The organism is Massilia sp. MS-15 (assembly GCF_020176695.1).
Lineage (GTDB): Bacteria > Pseudomonadota > Gammaproteobacteria > Burkholderiales > Burkholderiaceae_D > Telluria > Telluria hydrophila.
In genome coordinates, this window is sequence record NZ_JAIWIA010000019.1 from 28,974 (window position 1) to 49,634 (window position 20,661).

General features: G+C 68.4%; 16 protein-coding genes and 1 tRNA gene. 9 read left to right on the forward strand and 8 right to left on the reverse strand.

All coding sequences use genetic code 11. The features are described from left to right. The first annotated feature begins 73 nt into the window (after window positions 1-73). The 4 genes from LCI23_RS08720 to LCI23_RS08735 all read left to right on the forward strand — a co-directional run bounded on the left by LCI23_RS08720 (window position 74) and on the right by LCI23_RS08735 (window position 5,220). Window positions 74-985 carry an isoaspartyl peptidase/L-asparaginase gene (locus tag LCI23_RS08720; protein WP_224946070.1) on the forward strand — a complete coding sequence of 304 codons (912 nt, stop codon included), beginning with the start codon at window positions 74-76 and terminating at the stop codon, window positions 983-985. Beyond that, window positions 982-1,887 (forward strand): cyanophycinase, encoded by a 906-nt coding sequence (locus tag LCI23_RS08725; RefSeq protein WP_224946071.1) that lies wholly within the window; start codon window positions 982-984, stop codon window positions 1,885-1,887. Before LCI23_RS08720 ends, LCI23_RS08725 begins: the two co-directional genes overlap by 4 nt. Further along, complete coding sequence (gene cphA / locus LCI23_RS08730; protein ID WP_224946072.1) at window positions 1,884-4,484, forward strand: cyanophycin synthetase; 2,601 nt, start codon at window positions 1,884-1,886, stop codon at window positions 4,482-4,484. Before LCI23_RS08725 ends, cphA (LCI23_RS08730) begins: the two co-directional genes overlap by 4 nt. Before the next feature lie 223 nt (window positions 4,485-4,707). Beyond that, window positions 4,708-5,220: an outer membrane beta-barrel protein gene (locus tag LCI23_RS08735; RefSeq protein WP_224946073.1), complete on the forward strand. Its 513-nt coding sequence runs from the start codon at window positions 4,708-4,710 to the stop codon at window positions 5,218-5,220. On the opposite strand, the gene cphA (LCI23_RS08740) is transcribed toward LCI23_RS08735, so the two are convergent. The 3 genes from cphA (LCI23_RS08740) to LCI23_RS08750 form a co-directional block, all read right to left on the reverse strand. After that, a complete protein-coding gene (cphA, locus tag LCI23_RS08740) occupies window positions 5,221-7,860 on the reverse strand; it encodes a cyanophycin synthetase (protein ID WP_224946074.1) in 2,640 nt (879 codons plus the stop codon). Between the two features lie 77 nt (window positions 7,861-7,937). Next, window positions 7,938-9,398, reverse strand: coding sequence for an iron-containing redox enzyme family protein (locus LCI23_RS08745; RefSeq protein ID WP_224946075.1), 1,461 nt, complete (start codon window positions 9,396-9,398; stop codon window positions 7,938-7,940). A 194-nt stretch (window positions 9,399-9,592) separates the two neighbouring features. Continuing rightward, a complete protein-coding gene (locus LCI23_RS08750) occupies window positions 9,593-10,210 on the reverse strand; it encodes an isochorismatase family protein (protein ID WP_224946076.1) in 618 nt (205 codons plus the stop codon). 200 nt (window positions 10,211-10,410) lie between these two features. On the opposite strand from LCI23_RS08750, the gene LCI23_RS08755 reads away from it, so the two are divergent. Next, a complete protein-coding gene (locus tag LCI23_RS08755) occupies window positions 10,411-11,379 on the forward strand; it encodes an IS1595 family transposase (RefSeq protein ID WP_374041158.1) in 969 nt (322 codons plus the stop codon). 74 nt (window positions 11,380-11,453) lie between these two features. Here the strand turns inward: LCI23_RS08755 and LCI23_RS08760 are convergent, their stop codons facing one another. Together LCI23_RS08760 and LCI23_RS08765 are read right to left on the reverse strand one after the other, a co-directional pair. Continuing rightward, window positions 11,454-12,848: an amino acid permease gene (locus LCI23_RS08760; RefSeq protein WP_374041159.1), complete on the reverse strand. Its 1,395-nt coding sequence runs from the start codon at window positions 12,846-12,848 to the stop codon at window positions 11,454-11,456. A 149-nt stretch (window positions 12,849-12,997) separates the two neighbouring features. Continuing rightward, entirely contained in the window at window positions 12,998-13,207 is a 210-nt protein-coding gene (locus LCI23_RS08765; RefSeq protein ID WP_224946077.1) for a hypothetical protein, read from the reverse strand. Between LCI23_RS08765 and LCI23_RS08770 the strand changes: the two genes are divergently transcribed. Further along, complete coding sequence (locus LCI23_RS08770) at window positions 13,197-15,272, forward strand: tetratricopeptide repeat-containing diguanylate cyclase (RefSeq protein WP_224946078.1); 2,076 nt, start codon at window positions 13,197-13,199, stop codon at window positions 15,270-15,272. The genes LCI23_RS08765 and LCI23_RS08770 overlap by 11 nt on opposite strands. Window positions 15,273-15,315: 43 nt before the next feature. Here LCI23_RS08770 and LCI23_RS08775 read toward each other — a convergent pair whose 3' ends face one another. Beyond that, window positions 15,316-17,310 carry an MHYT domain-containing protein gene (locus tag LCI23_RS08775; protein ID WP_224946079.1) on the reverse strand — a complete coding sequence of 665 codons (1,995 nt, stop codon included), beginning with the start codon at window positions 17,308-17,310 and terminating at the stop codon, window positions 15,316-15,318. A 161-nt stretch (window positions 17,311-17,471) separates the two neighbouring features. Beyond that, a complete protein-coding gene (locus tag LCI23_RS08780) occupies window positions 17,472-18,437 on the reverse strand; it encodes a diguanylate cyclase domain-containing protein (protein WP_224946080.1) in 966 nt (321 codons plus the stop codon). 257 nt (window positions 18,438-18,694) lie between these two features. On the opposite strand from LCI23_RS08780, the gene LCI23_RS08785 reads away from it, so the two are divergent. The 3 genes from LCI23_RS08785 (at window position 18,695) to LCI23_RS08790 (ending at window position 20,353) form a co-directional block, all read left to right on the forward strand. Beyond that, window positions 18,695-18,979 (forward strand): helix-turn-helix domain-containing protein, encoded by a 285-nt coding sequence (locus LCI23_RS08785; RefSeq protein WP_374041160.1) that lies wholly within the window; start codon window positions 18,695-18,697, stop codon window positions 18,977-18,979. A gap of 183 nt (window positions 18,980-19,162) precedes the next feature. Beyond that, entirely contained in the window at window positions 19,163-19,291 is a 129-nt protein-coding gene (locus tag LCI23_RS20585; protein ID WP_268824710.1) for a hypothetical protein, read from the forward strand. A gap of 21 nt (window positions 19,292-19,312) precedes the next feature. Next, window positions 19,313-20,353: an AI-2E family transporter gene (locus tag LCI23_RS08790; RefSeq protein ID WP_224946081.1), complete on the forward strand. Its 1,041-nt coding sequence runs from the start codon at window positions 19,313-19,315 to the stop codon at window positions 20,351-20,353. 61 nt (window positions 20,354-20,414) lie between these two features. Here the strand turns inward: LCI23_RS08790 and LCI23_RS08795 are convergent. Then, window positions 20,415-20,489: transfer RNA gene (locus LCI23_RS08795), tRNA-Val, on the reverse strand. Window positions 20,490-20,661 lie beyond the last annotated feature (172 nt).

The window sequence follows — 20,661 nt, forward strand, 5'->3', positions numbered from 1 at the left end:
GCGGCCGGGATAATGCTGGGATTGACTGTGTGACAACGCAGCATCACCACCTACAACAAGGAACAAGGATCACATGAGCCATTCCCCACAGGCCGGCGCCGTCGTCGTGCACGGCGGCGCCGGCGCGCCGCTGGAGCACGAGGACGGCTGCGTGCTGGCCGCGCGCCGCGCCCTGGCCCAGCTGGAAGTCAACGGCGACGCGCTGGATGCCGCCATCATCGCCGTCGCCACCCTCGAGGACGACGGCCGCTTCAATGCCGGCAGCGGCTCGGCGCTGGGCCTGGACGGTGCCACCATCGAGATGGACGCCTCGATCATGGATACCCGCGGCCGCCTCGGCGCCGTGGCCTGCGTGCGCGACGTGAAGAATCCGGTGAAACTGGCGCGCGCCATCGCTGACACCCCGCACGTGATGCTGGCCGGCGAAGGTGCGCAGCGCTTCGCGCGTTCGCTCGGCATGCCCGGCAGCGCACCGATCTCGGAGCACCAGCGCGCCGAACACCGCACCCTGATGAAGGAGCTGGCCGGTTCGGTGCCCTTGATGCCCGGCATCGACAACCGCCTGTTCGACCGCTTCTGGAACTACAAGACCCCGCTGCAGCTGCCCAAGTCGAGCGCCTGCGACACCGTCGGTGCCGTGGTGCGCGGTCCGGACGGCCATTTCGCGGTGGCCTGTTCCACCGGAGGCTCGGCTCCCAGCCTGCTGGGCCGGGTGGGCGACAGCCCGATCATCGGCTGCGGCTTCTACGCCGGCCCGCACGGTGCGGTAGCCGCTTCCGGCATCGGCGAACACATCATGCGCCACCTGCTGGCGCGCACCGTCTATGGCTGGATCGAGGACGGCATGCCGCTCGAAGCGGCGCTCAGGCGCGGACTCGACCTGTTCGAGCGCGAAGTAAACGTCGGCCTGATCGCGGTCAGCCGCACCGAGGCCGGCGCCCTGTGCTACCACGGCATGCCGCAGGCAAGGATGACCCAACGATGAGCGAAGAACAGCAGCGGCAGCAGGAGCGCCGGCCCGTACAGCGCAGGGACGGCCACCTGGTGATCATCGGCGGCCACGAGGACCGTACGCGCGAGATGGAAATCCTGAAGCGCTTCGTCGAGCTGGCCGGCGGCCCCGACGCCAACATCGTCGTGATCACCGCCGCCAGCACCATCGCCGACGAGATGTGGGGCATCTACGACGAAGCCTTCGGCACGCTCGGCGTCGAACGGCGCAGCCACCTGGAGGTCACCAGCCGCCAGGACGCCAACAGCGAGGAATTCGTCCGCCAGGTCGACGCCGCCACCGGCATCTTCATGACCGGCGGCGACCAGAAGCGCCTGCTGGCCCTGATTGGCGGCAGTGCGCTCGACACCGCCATGCACGTGGCCCTGAAGGAGCGCGGCGCCACCATCGGCGGCACCAGCGCCGGCGCCTCGGCCATGTCGGGCCACATGCTGGCCCAGGGCCGCACCGAGATCCTGCCCGAGAAAGGCTCGGTCAGCCTGGGCGCGGGCCTGGGCTTCCTGCACCGGGTAGTGGTGGACCAGCACTTCTCGGAGCGCCAGCGCCTGTCGCGCCTACTGAGCGTGGTGGCCCAGAACCCCTACCTGCAAGGGATCGGCATCGACGAGGACACCGCACTGGTGGTCGAGATCGGCAGCGGCATCGAAGTGCTGGGCCAGGGCGCCGTCACCATCGTCGACGGACGCGGCATGCTCACCAACGTGGCCTTCATCAAGGACCGCGACACCCCGGAACTGATCGACGTGCGCCTGCACCTGCTCCCGGCCGGCAGCAGCTACCGCCTGCCCTCCAGCGACGACGCGCCGGGCAAGGGCCTGCCGCCGCCGCTGCTCGATTTTTTGGTAAACGTAACGAAACGGAACCCGATTTCATGAAAATCAAGGAAAAACGCCTGCTGCGCGGCCCCAACCTGTACGCCGCCAGCCCCTGCCTGATGACTGTCGTCGAAGATAGCGCCCAGGGCAGGCAAACCGCCCCGGCAGGCTTTGCCGCCCGCCTGTTCGCCCTGCTGCCCGAGCTGCCGGCGGACGCTGCGGTGCGCCTGGCCGACGACGCGCTGCTGGTGGAGGCGGTCGAGCCGGTGTTGATGGAACTGCAGCGCCTGGCCGGCGCCCCGGGCCACTATGGCGCCACCCTGGCGCTTGCGGGCAGGCCACGCGCGCGCCGCGTGGTGTGCGGCTACGCGACCGAGCAGGTGGCCGAGGTCGCGCTACGGGTCGCGCTCGAGCTGGTCGAGGCGGTCGCGCATGACCGTCCCTTCGACCTGCAGGCAGCCGTCGCCGCCCTGCGCGAAACGGCCGAGGACCATGCCATCGGCACCAGCACCGGCGCCGTGGTGCAGGCCGCGCAAAGGCGCGGCATTCCCGCGCTGCGCCTGACCGCACATGCCAACCTGTTCCAGCTCGGCTGGGGCAGCCGCCAGAAACGCCTGCAGGCCACCATCACCGGCGCCACCAATTCGATCGCGGTCGGCATTGCCAGCGACAAGCAGCTGACCAAGGCGCTGCTCGAACAGGCCGGCGTGCCGGTTCCAGGCGGCGCCACCGTGAGCTCCGAAGAGGAAGCGCAGCGGGTCGCGCGCCGGCTCGGCGCGGCGGTCACCCTCAAGCCGCTCGACGGCAACCAGGGCAAGGGCGTGACCACCAACTGCGTCACGCAAGAACAGGTGGCGCGCGCCTTCGCCCATGCGCGCAAGTACGGGCGCCACGTGATCGTGGAGCAGCACATCGAGGGCCGCGACTACCGCGTCCTGGTTACCGGCAGGAAGGTGGCGGCCGCCTCCTGGCGCCGTCCACCGCATGTCACCGGCGACGGCCACGCGAGCATCCGCGCGCTGGTCGAGATCGAGAACCGTAACCCGGCACGCGGCGAAGGCCACACCAATATCCTGACCAAGATACCGCTCGATGCGCTGGCCGAGGAAACCCTGGCCAGGCAGGGCTACACGTTCGACACGGTGCTGGCCGCCGGTGTCACGGCCGACCTGCGCGGCAACGCCAACCTGTCCACCGGCGGCACCGCCGAGGACGTGACCGACCTGCTGCCCGAGGAAACGCGCGACATCTGCATCCGTGCCGCCCGCACCATCGGCCTGGACGTGGCCGGGATCGACATCGTCTGCCAGGACATCGGCCAGCCGCTGCGCGCCCAGCGCGGCGGCATCATCGAGGTCAACGCGGCGCCCGGCATCCGCATGCACCAGTATCCGAGCCGCGGCACGCCGCGCGACGCCGGCGCGGCGATCGTGGAGGCCCTGTTCGGCGAATGCGACGGCCGTATCCCGACCGTGGCGGTGACCGGCACCAACGGCAAGACCACCACCTCGCTGCTGATCGCGCACGCGGTGCGCCTGGCCGGCCTGCGTACCGGGGTGACCACCACCGAGGGTGTGTACGTGGACGGCGTGGGCACCATGAAAGGCGACTGCACCGGCTACCATTCGGCGCGCAGCGTGCTGGCCGACCCAGGCGTCGATTTCGCGGTGCTGGAAACGGCGCGCGGCGGTATCCTCAAGCGCGGCCTGGCCTACGACCGCGTGGATGTCGCGGTGGTGTTGAACGTCTCAAGCGACCACCTCGGCCTGGATGGCGTCGAGACCCTCGACGACCTGGCCCGGGTCAAGGCGGTAGTCGCCCAGCGCGCCACGCGCGCGGTGGTGCTCAATGCCGAGGACGACTATTGCGTGGCGATGGCCGATGGCCTGCGCGACGGTGTGGAGGCGATCTACTTCTCGCTCGACCCGGACAATCCGGTACTGCTGCGCCACGTGGAAAACGGCGGCCGCGCGCTCTACCTGCAGGACCTCAGCGTGGTGCTGGCGGACGGCAGCCGCCACGAAGCGCTGCTCGATGCCCGCCAGATGCCGGTGGCGCTGGGCGGGGCGGCGCGCTACAACATCGCCAATGCACTGGCCGCCGCCGCCGCCCTCACCGCCCACGGCTTCAGCAATGCCGAGATCGCGGACGGCCTGCGTGGCTTCGTTTCCGACGCCAAGCACAATCCGATGCGATCGAACCTGTTCGACGTCGACGGCGTGACCGTCATCGTCGATTACGCCCATAACTGCGCGGCCTACGCGGCGCTGGCCGAGAGCGCGCGCGCGATGACGGCAGGGCGCCTGGTAGGCGTGGTGGCGGCGCCCGGCGACCGCCGCGATGCCGACCTGATCGACATCGGCCGCACCTGTGCCGCCGGTTTCGACGACCTGGTGGTGTTCGAGACCGAGAACCGTGGCCGCGCCGATGGCGAGACCGCCGCGCTGCTGGTGCGCGGCGCAAGGCTGGGCAAGCTGGCCGAAGACTCGCTGACGGTGGTGCTGGCGTCGCACCAGGCGATCCGGCACGGCCTGTCGCTGTGCCAGCCGGGTGACGTACTGGTGTTCGGCTGCGGTACCGCGCTGTCGGAACTGCTTGACGCGATTCGGCCGGACAAGCCGGAGCTGGCGCGCCGTATCGCAGCGGAAGCAATCTGACTCCACCGGCGCTTCATGTCAACAACGCCGTGCGGGGCGTTTTTCGTCGCCCTTCTCTTAAGTGATCCTTAAACGGATGATGAGCTGGCCATGTATACGCCAGACTTTTGCATTTCGTTACAAATTGCTATTTTCATGTCGGCGCGCCCCTGTTACCTTGCTCATCCGTAGCCCGGCCCGCTCCCGACGGACAGTGGACCGGCATCCATTCGGAAGGAGCACTATGTACAAAGTCTTGGCCACCGTCGCCGCGGGAATGATGGGAATCGCGCTCGCCGGCGCGGCGCAGGCCGCCGAACCGGCGCGTCCAGCGACCCCGGCTTATGCAGGCGCCGCCGTGACAGGCGTGGATTACGTGGGTGCGGCAACCAGGGCGAGTCCCAAGGTGTTCGCCGGTTACCACATCAGCAAGTCGCTTGCACTCGAGGGCGGCGCGGTCGACCTGAAGAAAGGCTATGGCATGTACATCGCGGTCAAGCCGGTGCTGCCGCTGACCGACAAGCTGGCACTGTACGGCAAGGTGGGGGTGGCCCAGGTGCGCCGCCCGGTCGCCCTGCCCTCCCAGCCGGCGCCGCTTGGCAGGAAGACCGACACCGGCGCCTATGGCGCCTTCGGCCTGCAGTACTCGATCACGCCGAATACCGCTATCAGCGCCGAATACGAGCGCTATGGCAAGGACAAGCCGTCCGGCGCCAAGCCCGACATGTGGACGCTGGCGCTGAACTTCTTCTTCTGATCAGACCTGGGCCGCCACCAGGTCCGCGCTGTCCGGATCGCTCACCCGCAGCGCATCGACGAACACCTGCAGCGACGAGCCGCAGGCGAACACCAGCACGTCGCCCGGCTGGCACAGCGCCAGTCCGTGGCGGATCGCCGCGCCCACCTCGATTACCCGGTGCAGGGTGTCGCTCAGCCCGGCCGCTTCGCGCGCGCCGTCCAGGATCAGGTCGACCGCCTCGCCCACTGCGCGCCCGCGGCTTTGCGACTCGTACACGACCAGCTCGTCGAAGCGCTCGCCGCACACGCGGCCGACTTCGCGCAGGTCCTGGTCGCGCCGGTCGCCGGGCGCGGTGACGATGCCCACCAGCTGGCCTGGCAGCAGTGCGCGCGCCATCTCGGCCATCGCGCGGTAGGCTGCGGGATTGTGCGCATAGTCGACGATCACGGTCACGCCGCGGATGTCGAACACGTTGGTGCGCAGCGGATTGGTACGGCCATTCGAGACGAAGGTCGACAGCCCGGTAGCGGTCTGCAGGTTGGAAAAACCGGATGCCATCAGGGCTGCCGCCGCCGCCAGGCTGTTGGCGATGTTGAAGCGCGCCCGACCGCCGAAGGCCACCGGCATGCTCTCCACCCGCAGTAGTTGCTGGTGCAGGGTACCGTCGGCCACAACCAGCGCGTTGTCCTGCAGGTAGACGCCGCGTCCGCCGTCCTCCAGGTGCTGCAGCAGCACCGGATTCTCCGCGTCCATCGAAAAATACACGATCTCCGCTTCCGGCTTGGCGCGCCGGGCCATCGCCACGCACAGCGGGTCCTCGGCGTTGAGCACCACCGCGCGCGACGCGGCGCTGGCCACCACCGCCTTCACCTGCGCCAGGTCTTCCACCGTGTCGACCCCGTCCAGCCCGAGGTGGTCGGCGGCAATGTTGGTCACCACGCTCACGTCGCAGCGGTCGAAGGCCAGGCCGCGCTTGAGGATACCGCCGCGCGCCGTTTCCAGCACCGCCACCTCGACCTCGGGCGACGCCAGCACGCTGCGTGCCGACCAGTAGCCGGTGCAGTCGCCCTTGGCGACCTGCTTGCCGTCGATGAAGACGCCCTCGGTGGTGGTCACGCCAGCCACCTTGCCGGCCATGCGTACCGCGTGCCCGATCAGGAGCGTGGTGGTGGTCTTGCCGTTGGTGCCGGTGATGGCGATGGTGGGAATGCGCCCGTCCGAGTCGCCCATCAGGCCCTGCACGATGGCGTCGCCGGCGTCGCGCCGCGCGCCGCTGCTCGGGTACTGGTGCATGCGGATGCCGGGCGCGGCATTCACTTCGATGACCGCGCCGCGCTGGGCGTCAAGCGGCAGTGCGATGTCGCGGCAGACGATGTCGACACCGGCCACATCGAGCCCGATCTTGGCGGCCGCGCGCACGCACAGCAGGCGCGTGGACTCCGGCAGCAGCTCCGTGACATCCTCCGCGGTGCCGCCGGTGGAGAGGTTGGCGTTGCCGCGCAGTTCCGCCACCACGCCGGTCGGCAGCACGCTGTCGAAGTCGAAGCCCTGCTTGCGCAGCATGTCGGCCGCATGGTCGTCGAGGGCGATCGTGGTCAGGATCGTGGCGTGGCCGGCGCCGCGCGCCGGATCGGCATTCTCGCGCTCGACCAGTTCGCGGATGCTCGCGATGCCGTCGCCCACCACGTGCGCCGGGCGCCGCATCGCGGCCGCGGCGACCCGGCCGCCGGCGACCAGGACGCGGTAGTCGCGCCCTTCGACATGGCGCTCGACGATGATGCGCCGGCCGTACTCGCGCGCGAAGGCGAAGGCGCGCGCCACCTGCTCGCCGTCGCGGCAGTCGACCGTGACGCCCTTGCCCTGGTTGCCGTCGAGCGGCTTGAGGGTGACCGGCGCCTTCATGCGCGCCGCCACGCGCTGGGCTTCGTCCACCGTGCTCACCACCGCGCCTTCGGGCACCGGGACCCCCGCTTCCCTGAGCAGGGTCTTGGTGAGCTGCTTGTCGCTGGCGATCTTGACCGCGATGAAGCTGGTGTCGCCGGTGGTGGTGGCCTGCAGGCGCTTCTGCTTCGCGCCCCAGCCCAGCAGGAACAGGTTGGCGTCCTCGGTGATCCGGATGGTCGGGATGCCGCGCTCGTGCGCGGCCGCGAGCACCGCCGCGGTGCTGGTGCCGATCGCGTGGCGGACCGCGATGCGGCGCAGTTCGTCCAGGCGTGGTGCCAGGTCAAAGCCTTCGCCGCGGCCGAGGGCCGTGACCAGGTCGAGCGCCAGTTCGAACGCCGGCTGCACCAGCTTTTCGACCTGGTAGGCGCAGACGATGCGGAACCGGCCGGGTTGGCCGACGACCGGGCGCGTGCGCCCGTAGACGGGGGGCGCCGTGGCGCCGGATGCGGCCTGGGTCTGGAGGTCGAGCGTGACCTGTTCGATCACGCGGCCGAGATAGGTGCCTTCGCGCAGGCGCTGCGCGAAGCCGCCACGCTGGCCGGTCGGCGGGCCGCCGGCCAGCGTCGGCAGGGCGGCCAGCAGCGCGTCATTGAAGCCAGGGATGTCTTTCGAGGAGATGCCGTACAGGTCCTGCAGGTCGACCACGCTCAGCAGGCAGGGGGAATCGGCGTGGACATTCGGTCCGCGCAGGAAGCGTTGTTCCAGGATTTGCACGAATAGATCCTTGTCGTGGTTGTGGGCATGCCGGGCACGAGCCCGGCATGCGGAATAACGATCTTGCCAGGCGATGCTCAGGCGTCGAACAGGCGCGTGTACATCCGGGTGGCCATCAGGCCGGCCGCACCGTGGTGCGCCGCGGGCGACATCAGCTCACCCAGCAGCGCCATGGCCTGCTGCTTGCCCGGCGCGGCGGCCACCTGTTCCTCCAGTAGTCGCAACTCGTTGTCCGGCGCTTCCAGGCGCGGATGGCGGCGGATCAGGCCGCGCTCCGGGAACTGGGCGCCGCGGTCCTGCTGCTCGCCCAGGTTGTCCAGGGTGCGCTGGCGCGCGCGCCAGGTCAGCATGCGCGGCCCCTCGGCGCGGCTGCCGTCCGGCGCGGCCGTGATCCAGTCGCGCAGCACCTGAAGCTCGTAGGCGCTGAACACGCCGAACATCTCGGCCTTCTCGCCATGCACCAGGCGCCAGAAGCGGCTGTGCTCCACCGCTTCGCCGCGCTTGATCCAGCCGGCCTGTTCCAGCGCCGCCGGGAAGTCCGGGATGCGGGCCGGATCGGCCAGCCAGTCGTTCACCGAGCGTCCCGCCACCCGGCAGTAATCCGAGTGCATGTTCTTGCCGACCACGCTCTTGGTGGCAAGGATGCGCACCAGTTCGTCCTGCAGGTCGAACTCGGCGATGCACGAGGTGGTGCTGGCCCCGATGTCGTTCAGGCGGTAGCCGTCCAGCACGCGGCGGTAGAAGGCGTCACGGTCGCCCACGCGCGGCATCAGGCCGGCCAGGGCCTGCACCGCCTTGCGCGCATGCCCGCTGGCGGCGTTATCGACCGTGACGTGGAGCGTGAAGTAATAAGGATCGATCCCGAACTCGTTCAACTCGTAGGAGGTGATCAAGAGGTGCAGCGGCAGCTGCTCGTAGCCCAGGTTGTAGCCGATGACCTCGGGAAGGAAGCGTTCGGTGTTGTGGCCGAGCGCGAGCTGGATCGCACCCTGTACGAAATGCTCGTCGTCCAGTGCTTCCCATCCCTCGCAGCCGTGGGTCGCAAGCAGCTTGCCGTAGATGGTGACGTGGTTCTTGTCCGGCACGCCTTCGCCCAGCTCTTCGAGATAGGTCTTGATCAGCGCGTGATAGGCCGGGTTGTCCCAGTGCTTCAGCAGCCCGTACAGCCAGGCGCCGTCGACCAGCTTGGTCGGGGCCACGGCCTTGATGAAATACAGGGCATGCGCGCGGCAGGAAAAATAGCGGCGCGGGGCGCCGGCCTTGCGCGCCGCCAGGTAGTCGCGGTACTGGGCGCCGACGGCGTCGGTGCGCTGCTGGACCCAGTCGGGCAGCTCGGCCAGCGTGGGCGGCAGGTCGGCGGGCAAGGCCGCGACCCGGGCGATCTGGGCGCTGATGTAGGCCTGGGCTTCGTCCGCGTGGGCAGCTGCGTTCTCGTACAGTGCGAAATACAGGGATCGTGCGCGGAACGGTTGTGCGGGTGCGCGTGCCGCCGCGCTCGCGGCGAGTGTGGCGTCCTCTGCTAACAGCATCGAATTCATCGGTCTCGGGTAGTCGTGTTGGTCTGCTAGGACAATATCGAGATTATCCTGACCGGAGCTTCCCGGGAGAATCGGTAGGTGCGCTGTGAGTGTGTAAGAAAGGGATTACAAAATTACAAAAGCAGCGCGGCAAAAATCTTGCCGGATGGTCAATATCCGGCTGTCCGTCCAGGCAGGCTGGGCGCCGCCCCTGCCTACAGGCGCGCGCCGAGTGCCGGATCGGCCACCAGCTGGCCATTCGACAGGACCACCGGCACCGCACCCTTGCCCAGCATGCGCACCAGGGCGCGCTCGCCGTCGCCCGGATGGACCTCGACCGCGCGCATGCCCTCGAGCGCCAGCAGCACCTCGAACCCGGCCTCGATCGCGTCCAGCACCGTGTTCAGCACGCAGTAGTCGGTGGCCAGGCCGCACACCGCCAGCCTGGTCACGCCATCGGCCAGCATGCTGCGCGCCAGGCCAGTGCCGTTGAAGGCCGAGTAGGCATCCTCTTGCGCGCTGAGCGCCTTGGAAACGACGATCGCCTCCTCCGGCAGCTGCAGCGCCTCGCTGAACAGCGCGCCTTCGGTGGCCGCCACGCAGTGCGGCGGCCAGGGACCGCCCTGGGCCGAGAACGAACAGTGGTTTTCCGGATGCCAGTCGCGCGAGGCGTAGATCGGCAGGCCGCGTCCATGGTACAGCGCGACCAGCGCGTTGACCGGTGCCAGCACCCGGTCCCCATGCGGCACCGCCAGCGCGCCGCCGGGAAGGAAGTCGTTCTGCAGGTCCACGATCAGGAGGGCGTCGCCCTTGCCGAGCACGATGGCGCTCATGGAAAGTCTCCTCGAAGCCGCTGCCCGGAATGGGTGGCGCGCGTGCCCAAGCTTAACACGGCGTGCCGGAGGGACCTTGCGCCAGGCAGCGGCGGAGACGGGACCAAATGAAAGGCGCAGTCCACCGGACCTATGGATGAGGACCGAACTGCCGAGCAGTTCGACGGTCGAACACCTGTCTCCCTCGACAGGAACCGATCATGCGCGCTCCCCGCTTCAGGAAGTGGTTCGCCCAGCTGCCCGCGCTGAACATGCCGCAGCGCCTACAAACGCTCTCGGCCCTGCACCCGGCTGCCGGACTCGACCGCATCATCGCCCTCATTGCCCAGGTCAAGGAAGGCAAGCGCCGCTGTCCTGCCTGCGCTTGCGAACGCTACTACCGGCATGGCCAGGCCAACGGTCTGCAACGCTACCGCTGCCGTGCGTGCGGCCGCACCTATAACGACCTGAGCGGCACACCCCTGGCGCACCTGCGGCTACGGGAAAAGTGGCTCGATTACCTGGACACGATGCTCGCATCGAAGTCGGTGCGCAAGGCAGCCGGGGAGGTCGGCGTACACCGCAACACGGCCTTCCGGTGGCGCCACCGCTTTCTCGACCAGGCCAGGCACGATCGTCCCAAGACCTTGAGCGGCATCGCCGAAGCGGACGAGATGTTCATACTCGAATCGCAAAAGGGTTCGCGCAAGCTGGACAGACCGGCACGCAAGCGCGGTGGCCGGTCCCGCAAGCGCGGGATTTCAGGCGAGCTCGACTGCATCCTGGTGGCGCGCGACCGTAGCGGACAGACGATCGATGCGGTCGTAGGCCGTGGATCCTTAACAGCCGGGCAGCTGGAGCGCCATCTGCTGCCCAGGCTCGACCGCCAGGTGCTGCTGGTGAGCGATTCCCACGCCGCCTATCGCGAGTTCGCCCGCAAGCACCGCATTGCACATGAGGCGGTCAACCTGCAGGCCGGCATACGGGTCCGTCGCCGGGCTGCCGGCGCCATCCACGTCCAGAACGTCAACGCCTATCACGCGCGCCTGCGGCAGTGGCTCAGCCACTTCCGCGGCGTGGCCTCGCGCTACCTGCCCAACTACCTGGGCTGGCGCTGGGCGCTCGATTGCGAACGCATCACGACTGCCGAACAATGGCTGCGGATCGCGATCGGAGCCATCAACAGGTAACGGAGACAGCGCCAAATGAAAACGCCCGCCCACCTTGCGGTGGCCGGGCGTTCGGCCTGGCGCGGCGCGGCCGCTTACTGCGTGTTCAGCAGCGAACGCTGGCGCGCGTACAGGAAGTACACGGCAAGTCCAATCACGATCCAGATACCGAAGGCGACCCAGGTATGCCAACTCAGGAAGGACATCAGGACCAGGCAGAAGACGATGGCCAGGCCCGGCACCACCGGCACGCCGGGGCAGCGGAAGGCACGGGGCAGGTCCGGACGCTTCTTGCGCAGGATGATCACGGCCACCGACACCAGCGAGAACGCGGCCAGGGTACCGATGTTGACCAGTTCGGCGAGCACGCCGAGCGGCACGACGGCGGCGATCAGGCCGAAGATGATGCCGACCAGCCAGGTGGCGAAGTACGGGGTGCCGTATTTCGGGTGCACGACCGACAGCCTCGCGGGCAGCAGGCCGTCGCGCGACATCGCGAACAGGATGCGGGTCTGGCCGTAGGCCATCACCAGGATCACCGTGCTCATGCCCAGGATCGCGGCCAGGTCGACGAAGCCGGCGACCCAGTCCTGGCCCGCCACCTGCAGTGCCAGCGAGACCGGATGGTCGACGCCTTCGAACTGCATGAAGGGCACGATGCCGGTCATGATCGCCGCGACGGCCACGTACAGCACGGTGCACACCGCCAGCGAACCGATGATGCCGATCGGCAGATCACGCGCCGGATTCTTGACTTCCTCGGCCGCCGAGGTCACGGCGTCGAAACCGATGAAGGCGAAGAACACCAGCGCGGCGGCGCTCAGGACGCTGCCGGCACCGAAGGGCATGAAGGGCTGCCAGTTGTCGGGCTTGACGTAGTTGACGCCGACGACGATGAACAGGATCACGACGCCGGTCTTGATGATCACCATGATGTTGTTCAGGCGCGCCGATTCGCGCACGCCGAGCGACAGCAGGAAGGTCAGGCACATCATGATCAGGAAGGCCGGGAGGTTGAACAGGGTATCCACGCCCGGCTGCGCACCGGGCGCCGCGCGCAGCGCTTCCGGCAGGACGACCCCGATGCCCTTGAGCAGGGACTGGAAATATCCCGACCAGCCCACCGCGACCGCCGAGGTAGCCAGGCCGTATTCGAGCAGCAGGTCCCAGCCGATCATCCAGGCCACCAGTTCCCCGAGGGTGAAGTAGCTGTACGTGTAGATCGAGCCGGCCACCGGCACGCTCGAGGCGAATTCGGCGTAGCACAGCGCGGCGAAGCCGCAGGCGACGGCGGCGATGATGAAGGAGAGCGTGAGGGCAGGTCCCGCGGTGACGGCGCCGGTACCGGTCAGGACGAAGATGCCGGTGCCGACAATGGCACCGATGCCCATCAGCACAAGGTCGAATGGACCGAGCACTTTCTTCAGGCCGCCCGGCTTTTGGGCCGACGCCACCATCATGTCGAGATTCTTGGTTCTGAAAAGACTCACTACGTGTTCTCCAATCGATAATTAGTTGTGTTCCGCGTCTTGGGGCGCGGCTTGGTGCCACCAGGGAGCATGGACATGCTGCCACAAGGCCGTATGCCGACCCGGCGTTCTATTGCAGGCACGACATTATCACTAGATTGTTGTCTGAATCAAAGCAAATGATGAATCTCGGTCCATTCCCCGTATTTCAACAATAAAAAGACAAGCGTTGTGTAAACACTTTTGGTCACAAGCAGCGCTTGATTTCCACAAATCAACAGAACATAATCCTCTGGTTGCCGCATCCAGCGGCAGCGAGCCGCCCGGCCTCTCGCCGCGCACCCGATCCCTTGCGGCAGACCGAGCACGATGACGAGCATACTGTTGTCCCGACAGGCCAGGCGCGGCGCGCGCTCGCCTCTGCCGGCCATGCTGCTGGCGCTGGTCTGCGCGGGCATGGCGCCGTGCGCGGTCGGTGCCGGCGACGCCGTGCTGGGAGCCGACCTGCGACTGCGCGAGCTGACTCGCCTCGCAGAGCGCAGCAACCCGCAAGCGCGCGCCCTGCTGCTGCAGGAGGCGCCGCGTTTTACCGGCAGTGCGCCCTATGCCGTGCAGCTGCAGTTCCTGCGCCTGCTGCGCCGCATCCACAGCGATGCCGGCCAGCTCGGCGAGGCGTATGCGGTCGACGAGCGCCTGATCAAGCTGGCCAGCGCCGCGCGCGACCCGCTGCAGGTGGCGCTGGCCAGTCTCGGCCGGGTGCACAAGCGCCTCAACGACAACGACCCGGCCGCGGCCATGGCCCTGCTGGAGTCGCTCAATAGCCAATACCGCGAGCTGGGCAAGCCGGAATTCGAGGCCAATGCGGAAGTCGCCTACGGCGCGATCTACAACACCACCGGCCAGCACGACCGGGCACTGGGGCACTACCTGCGCGCGCTCGAACTGGTCCAGCGCAATGCGGCGCTGTGGAGTCCGCGCGAAGCGGACGTGCGGCTGGCGCTTGCGCGCCTGTATGTCAACAGCGACAACTCGGCCAAGGCGCTCGAGACCACGCGCACCTACCGCGAGGCGCGCGCGGGACAGAATGCGATCCCGCCAAGGGTCGAGGCGCTCATGCATTTCATGGACGGACGCGCCTACGTGTCCCTGAACCAGCTGGCGCAGGCGCACGCCGCGTTCAACCGCGCGCTGGCCCTGGCGCGCCGCCACGAGCTGCGCTGGATCGAGGCGAACGTGCTGGGCAACGTGTCCGATGCCTGGCTCAGGGCGCAGCGCTTTGTCGAGGCGGAGCGGGCCGCCCGCGCCGCCCTCGCCCCATCCGAGGAAGTCAAGGACCAGAGCATCATCCAGATGGTGAACGCGAATCTCGGTTTCGCGCTGTTCGGCCAGGGCCGCATGGCCGAGGGCACGGTATACATCGACCGCACCACCGAAGAACTGCGCAAGGCCGGTGCCATGCTGGCGGTATCGAACATCCTGGCCGAGAAGAGCGAGGCGCTGGAACGCGCCGGCCTGCACCGCCAGGCACTGCAGACGGTGCGCGAGCGCGAGAAGATCCAGGAAACACTGTCGGTCGAACGCCGCAACAAGGCCTTCGCCGCGCTGCAGGAACAGTTCAACGCCAAGCAGCGCGGCGCCCAGATCGAGCGCCTGCGCCAGGAAAACGCGGTCAAGGATGCCGAGCTGCGCAACCGTAACCTGCGCACCGCCCTGGCCTCGCTCGGGGCGCTGCTGGCGCTGGTGCTGTGCGGCTTCGTCTACATGCTGTACCGGAAGTCGCAGGCCACCGGACGCCGCCTCGCCGAACTGAACGCCGAACTGGCGCACCGCTCGGCCCACGATCCGCTCACCGGGCTGTTCAACCGCCGCTCGTTCGTCGAGCGGATGCGCGAGCAGCCGGCGGCCGGCGCCGCTGGCGTGGCTGGCGTCGCGGCCGACTGTTTCACCCTGCTCGACATCGACCACTTCAAACGCATCAACGACCGCTACGGCCATGCGGCCGGCGACACCGTGCTGGTCGAGGTCGGCCGCCGCCTGAACGACGTGGTGCGCGGCTCGGACATGGTGCTGCGCTGGGGCGGGGAGGAATTCCTGGTGTACTCGCAGGGTGTGAACCAGGCCCAGCGTCCGCTGCTGGTGCAGCGCATCCTGAACGCGATCGCGGCCGCCCCGGTGGTCCTGGAGGACGGTACCGCGCTGGCCGTGAGCGCCACCGCCGGCGCGGTCTCGCTGCCGTTCGGCGCGGGCCCGGCCTTCGGCTGGGAACAGGCGATCGCGCTGGCCGACCGCGCCCTCTACAAGGGCAAGGAAGCGGGCCGCAACCGCGGCTTCATCGTCGAAGGCCTCGAAGGCCCGCAGGCCGACGCTTCCTGCGGCGCCGCTGGCGAGCGCGAGCTCCGGCTGCAACTGGTGCTGCCCGACATGCACTGGCAGCCGGCCCGGTAAGCGGCAGGCACGCCCTCACCCGTCGCCAGGGCCGCTCCCCCTGTCAGGCACGGGCAGTCTCCGGCGCGGCGCGCGCCGCCATTGCCAGCACGGCCTCCAGCAGCAGGGCCGGGTGCAGCGGCTTGGCCATGTATTCGTCGAAACCCGCCTCCAGCGCACGTAGCTGGTCTTCACGGCGCGAGAACGCGCTCAATGCGATCGCAGGCAGCTTCGCCAGCGCCTGGTCGGGCAAGCCGCGCACGCGGCCGATCAGTTCGAAGCCGTCCATCAGCGGCATGCCGATGTCGCTGACCAGGAGATCGGGCCGGTGCAGTTCGAGCATGCGCAGCGCCTCGGGCGCGCTGGTCGCCGTCACCAGCCGCGCCCCGGTTCCGGCCAGCACCAGCTGCACCAGTTCCAGCGAATCCGGCTCGTCATCCACCACCAGTACGCAGCGGCCGGCCAGGCTGGCGCAGGCGGTCGGAGGTGCCTGCCCGGCCGCTGGCCCGGCACCTGGCGTGCCTGTCGCCGGCGCGCGCTCGCCGGCGCCGCGCGCCACCGGCAGGTGCAGGGTAAAGGTGGCGCCGCGCCCGGGACCGGGACTGGCCACCGTGATGGTCCCACCCTGCAGCTCGACCAGCTGGCGCGCGATCGCCAGTCCCAGTCCGAGGCCGCCGTGGCGGCGCGCGGACGAGGAATCGGCCTGGCGGAAGCGGTCGAATACATGCGGAAGGAAAGCGGCGTCGATGCCGCCCCCGGTGTCGGCGACGTCGATCACCACGCCCTCGCCTTCGCGGCGCAGGCTGACCGCCACCCGCCCGCCCGGGTCGGTGAACTTGATCGCGTTCGACAGCAGGTTGCTGATCACTTGCTGCATGCGGGCCGGGTCGCCGCGCACCGGGCTGGCATCATAGTCGACCTCGGCTACCAGTTCGATCTGCTTGGCAAGCGCGGCCGGACGCGCCGTCTCGAGCGCGGCATTGACGAATTCGGCGGGAGACACCGGCCTGGCCTCGATCCGGACCTTGCCGGCGATCAGGCGGCTCATGTCGAGCATGTCTTCAATCAGTTGCGACTGGGCGCGCGCATTGCGCTCGATGGTCTCCAGGCCGCGCCGCAGCATCGCTTCGTCGCGCGCACCCTGCAGCAGCAACTGCGACCAGCCGAGCATCGCATTCAGGGGCGTGCGCAATTCGTGCGACAGGGTAGCCAGGAATTCGTCCTTGGCCTGGCTCAGCTGTTCGGCCTCGACCCGCGCACGCTGCTCGCGCAGGAACAGCTGCTGGCGCTCGGCCGCCGTCTCGAGCGAGGCGGCCAGGGTCCGGTTGCGTGCCGCCAGCCGCGTGTCGAACACCGCCGCCAGCAGCGCGATGCTGAGCACCGCGAACGCCGCCACCGCCACCAGCAGCGCCAGGTGGTCCTGGTTGACGCCGCCGTCGGCCGCGCGGCACACGCTGGCGGCATCGAACCGGGCGGCTGCCATGCCGGTGTAGTGCATGCCGGCGATCGCCCCGCCCATCACCACCGCCGCGCCCAGCTTCAGCAGGCGCGGATGGCGGATCCCGTCATGCAGCCGGAAGCCGATCCACAGCGCACCGGCCGAGGCGCCGATGGCGATCGCCACCGATGCCAGGAACAGCCACGGATCGTAGCGGATGGCCGGGTCCATGCGCATGCCGGCCATGCCGGTGTAGTGCATCGCGTTGATCCCCAAGCCCATCAGGCAGGCGCCCCAGGCCAGGTGGCGCCCGGTCAGCTGGCGGTGGCGCAGCTGCCACAGGGCCAGGCCGGACACGATGACCGGCAGCAGCCAGGACACCAGGGTAATCCAGGGATCGTAGGCAAGCGGCATCGGCAGCCGGAACGCCAGCATGCCGATGAAGTGCATGGCCCAGATGCCGCTGCCCATGGCAAAGGCGCCGCCGGCGGTCCACGCGTGCGGCGCATGGCCGGACGACTCCTTGACCCGGACCGCCAGGCTCAGCGCCGTGTACGACGCGAAGATCGCCGCCAGGATCGAGAGCAGCACCAGCGTGGGTTCATGATGGCCGATCAGCATGGTCCTGGAAGTCCTCCATCTCCGCGGCGCGCCAGTAGCCGCTGCCGTGGTGCTTCGAGTGTACACGAGGCGGCTCGGGAAGCCGGACACCGTCCCCGCCCCGGAGCCATCGTCGATTCTTTGATGGAATTTTACTGGAGGATAGCCAACGCAGCCGCGGCTTATCCCGCCACAGGGTCGGCACAGGCGACCACCCGGTCGCGGCCGCCGCGCTTGGCAGCGTACAGCGCCCGGTCGGCCGCTTCCAGCAGGGACGCCGGCGTGTCCGTCCACCCCTGCACGCAGGCGGCGACGCCGATGCTGAGGGTGACGTGGGGATGCGCGGCGCCGGGTGCATGCGGCAGCCGAAGCCCCGCCACGTGGCAACGGATCGCCTCGGCGTGGGCGCAGGCCTGCTCCAGCGTGGTGTCGGGCAGGATCGCCGCGAACTCCTCGCCGCCGTAGCGCGCCGCCAGGTCGGCGGGACGCTTGCACATTGCGTCCAGGGCCCTGGCCACCGCCCCCAGGCAGGCATCGCCTTCCTGGTGCCCGAAGTGGTCGTTGTAGGCCTTGAAGGAATCGATGTCCATCAGCAACAGCGACAAGGACGTGCCGCCGCGCCGGGCGCGCCGCAGCTCGCGCTCTAGCGTGACATCGAAGTGGCGCCGGTTGGCAATGCCGGTCAGGCCGTCGACATACGACCGGGCGCGCAGCGATTCGGCATGGTCGAGCAGGCGCCGCTCGCGGTCCATGTTACTACTGACATCACGGATCTCGACCAGGCAGAAGCGCTCTCCCCCTTCGCAAAACGGCGTCACGTTCACCGCCTGCTCGAGGCGCGCCCCGTCGAAACTGCCGGCCTGGCGCAAGGGGAAGGGGGCACGGCCGGCCGCCGCCGCGATCGCGACCGGCGCTCCGCCGGACAGCACCGCCAGTACCGCCGCCTCCACTTTCGTGCCGCGCAGTTCCGGAAACACCTCGAACAGCGAGCGGCCGCGCACGCGCGCAAAGGCATGGCCGGAGCGCGGCACCATCCAGCCGTTCCAGAGCACGATTTCATGCGCCGCGTCGAGGACGACCAGGCCGCAGCCGACGAGGTGCAGGGCGCGCGCGCTGAGCGCGCAGCCGGGATCGGTGGCAATGGTCATCGCAGGCGGGAGTAGTCCAGGAAGGGAAGATGATGTAGAAAAGAAACGGTCGAATGATACCCGAGTTTGCGGCCCGGATGGCGATCCGGGCCTGCCATCTTTTGTCGTGTCCTATCTCATAGGACCTATTGTCAGAAAATGTGTTGCCGTGATTTTTCGTGAGCCTTGGCGCAATTCTTTCCGATACGATCAAGTCTTTGGTGCAGTCCGGCGGACGGCAAGCGGGCAATGACATGGGCGAACGGAAGGAACAAGCGATGGCTGGCAAAATGATGGATGAGGAATTCGGTATCGACAGCGTGGGTATGCAGTTGGGTGCGGAGTCACTGCCGCAGAACGCCCCGTGGCCGGCCGCGCCGCACGAGCTGCGCCGCCTGCGCATCCGCAAGCGCGAGAGCCAGGAAAAATTCTGGAGCCGCTTCGGCGTGACCCAGTCCAGTGGCAGCCGCTTCGAGACCGGCGTCATGATCCCGCCGCCGGTGGCGATCCTGCTGCGCCTGTACGTAAACGGCCGCCTCAACGACGAGGACCTGCACGGCTGAACACCCGGCATGCCCTGTCCGGAACGGTCCGGTCCGGGCGGCCTTGGCATCACTTCCATTTTAAGGAAGTAATGTTTCTGATTTCTGCGCTTTTCCGACGTGCATCGGATGCCTTATCCTGTTACCCGCGCAGACGCGGCCCGCTGGCCGCGCCGCGGCCATCGACCAAGGCATACCGGAACCATGACACGCATCCTTCTCCTCGGCGCGACCGAAGCGGCCCGCCTCCCGGGCACCCCTGCTGCCATCCTGCCGCCGTCCGGCAACCCTGTTCCTTGCGAGACGCGCAACGACGCCCTCCGCGACGCCTGAGCACGCAAGGATCGGACCAGGATGCGCTATACCTCCCTCGTTTTACCAGTACTGTTCGCCATCGCGCTGCTGCTCCTGCTGCAGCATTTCCTCGGATCGCTGGCCTGGGCCGGCCTGCTGGCGGTCATCACCTGGCCGCTGCACCAGCGCCTGCAGGCGCGCGGCCTGCCGCGCCTGGCAAGCGCCAGCCTGCTGCTGGCGGTGCTGGTGATCGGCTTCTTCGGCCCGTCGCTGCTGCTGGTGAAGGCGCTCAGCAATGAACTGGTCGGCCTGCAGCGCCTGCTCGCCGAACTCAATGAAGTTGGCCTGCCCGCCCCCGAATGGCTGGGGCGTCTGCCGGTGGTGGCGGAGCGCGCCATCGCCTGGTGGAACACGCACCTGGCCGTGCCCGGCGGCCTGAATGCCCTGATCCAGACCACGCTGGGCGACGTCGCGCCGAAACTGGGTGGTGCCGCGCGCTTCTGGGGCTCGGCGATCCTGGCCAATGCCCTGTACCTGTTCCTGACCCTGCTGACCCTGTTCGTACTGTACCTGCACGGCCCGGCCGTGGTGCGCTACGTGGACGGGGCCGGCAGCCGGGTGCTGCCGGACCACTACGGCAAACTGCGCAACATCCTGCCCCTGTCGGTGCGCGGCACCGCACTCGGCCTGTGCTCGGTCGCACTGCTCGAGGGCGTGGTGCTGGGCGTGGCCTACTACATCGCGGGCGCGCCGGCGCCCGCCCTGCTGGGCGTGCTCACCGGCTACCTGGCCCTGATCCCGGGCGGCGCCCCTCTGTCGTTCACCATGGTCTCGCTGCTGCTGCTCGGCCAGGGCAATCCGGGCGCCGCGCTCGGCCTGTTCACCTGGGGCGCAGTGGAACTGTTCATGGTGGACAAGTTCATCCGTCCGAAGCTGATCGGGCACCGGGTCAACCTGCCCTTCCTCGCAGTGCTGTTCGGCCTGCTGGGCGGGGTATCGACCCTGGGCGTGATCGGACTGTTCGTGGGCCCCTTCATGATGGCGGTGCTGTTCGGCTGGCTGCGCGCGGGAGAAGGCCAGGCGGCCAGGGCGTCCGCATGAACGGCCTGTAGGCGCCATGCAAAAAGCCCGCAGCGGTTTGCGCTGCGGGCTTTTCCTGTTCTGGTGGGAAGTGCAAGTTTCGAACTTGCGACCCCTGCAGTGTGAATGCAGTGCTCTACCCCTGAGCTAACCTCCCGGGTGCGCATATTATGCCCGAACTATTGAGATTCATCAATATCAATCCCTGGGGATGTTAGCGCTAAGTAGTAATGTCCCCTCTCCGCTAAGTAGAGATGTCCCCTAGGATGCGTTCCAGGGGAGGATGGGATAGTGATCGAGATGACGGCCAAGGACGTGCTGCGTAGCCA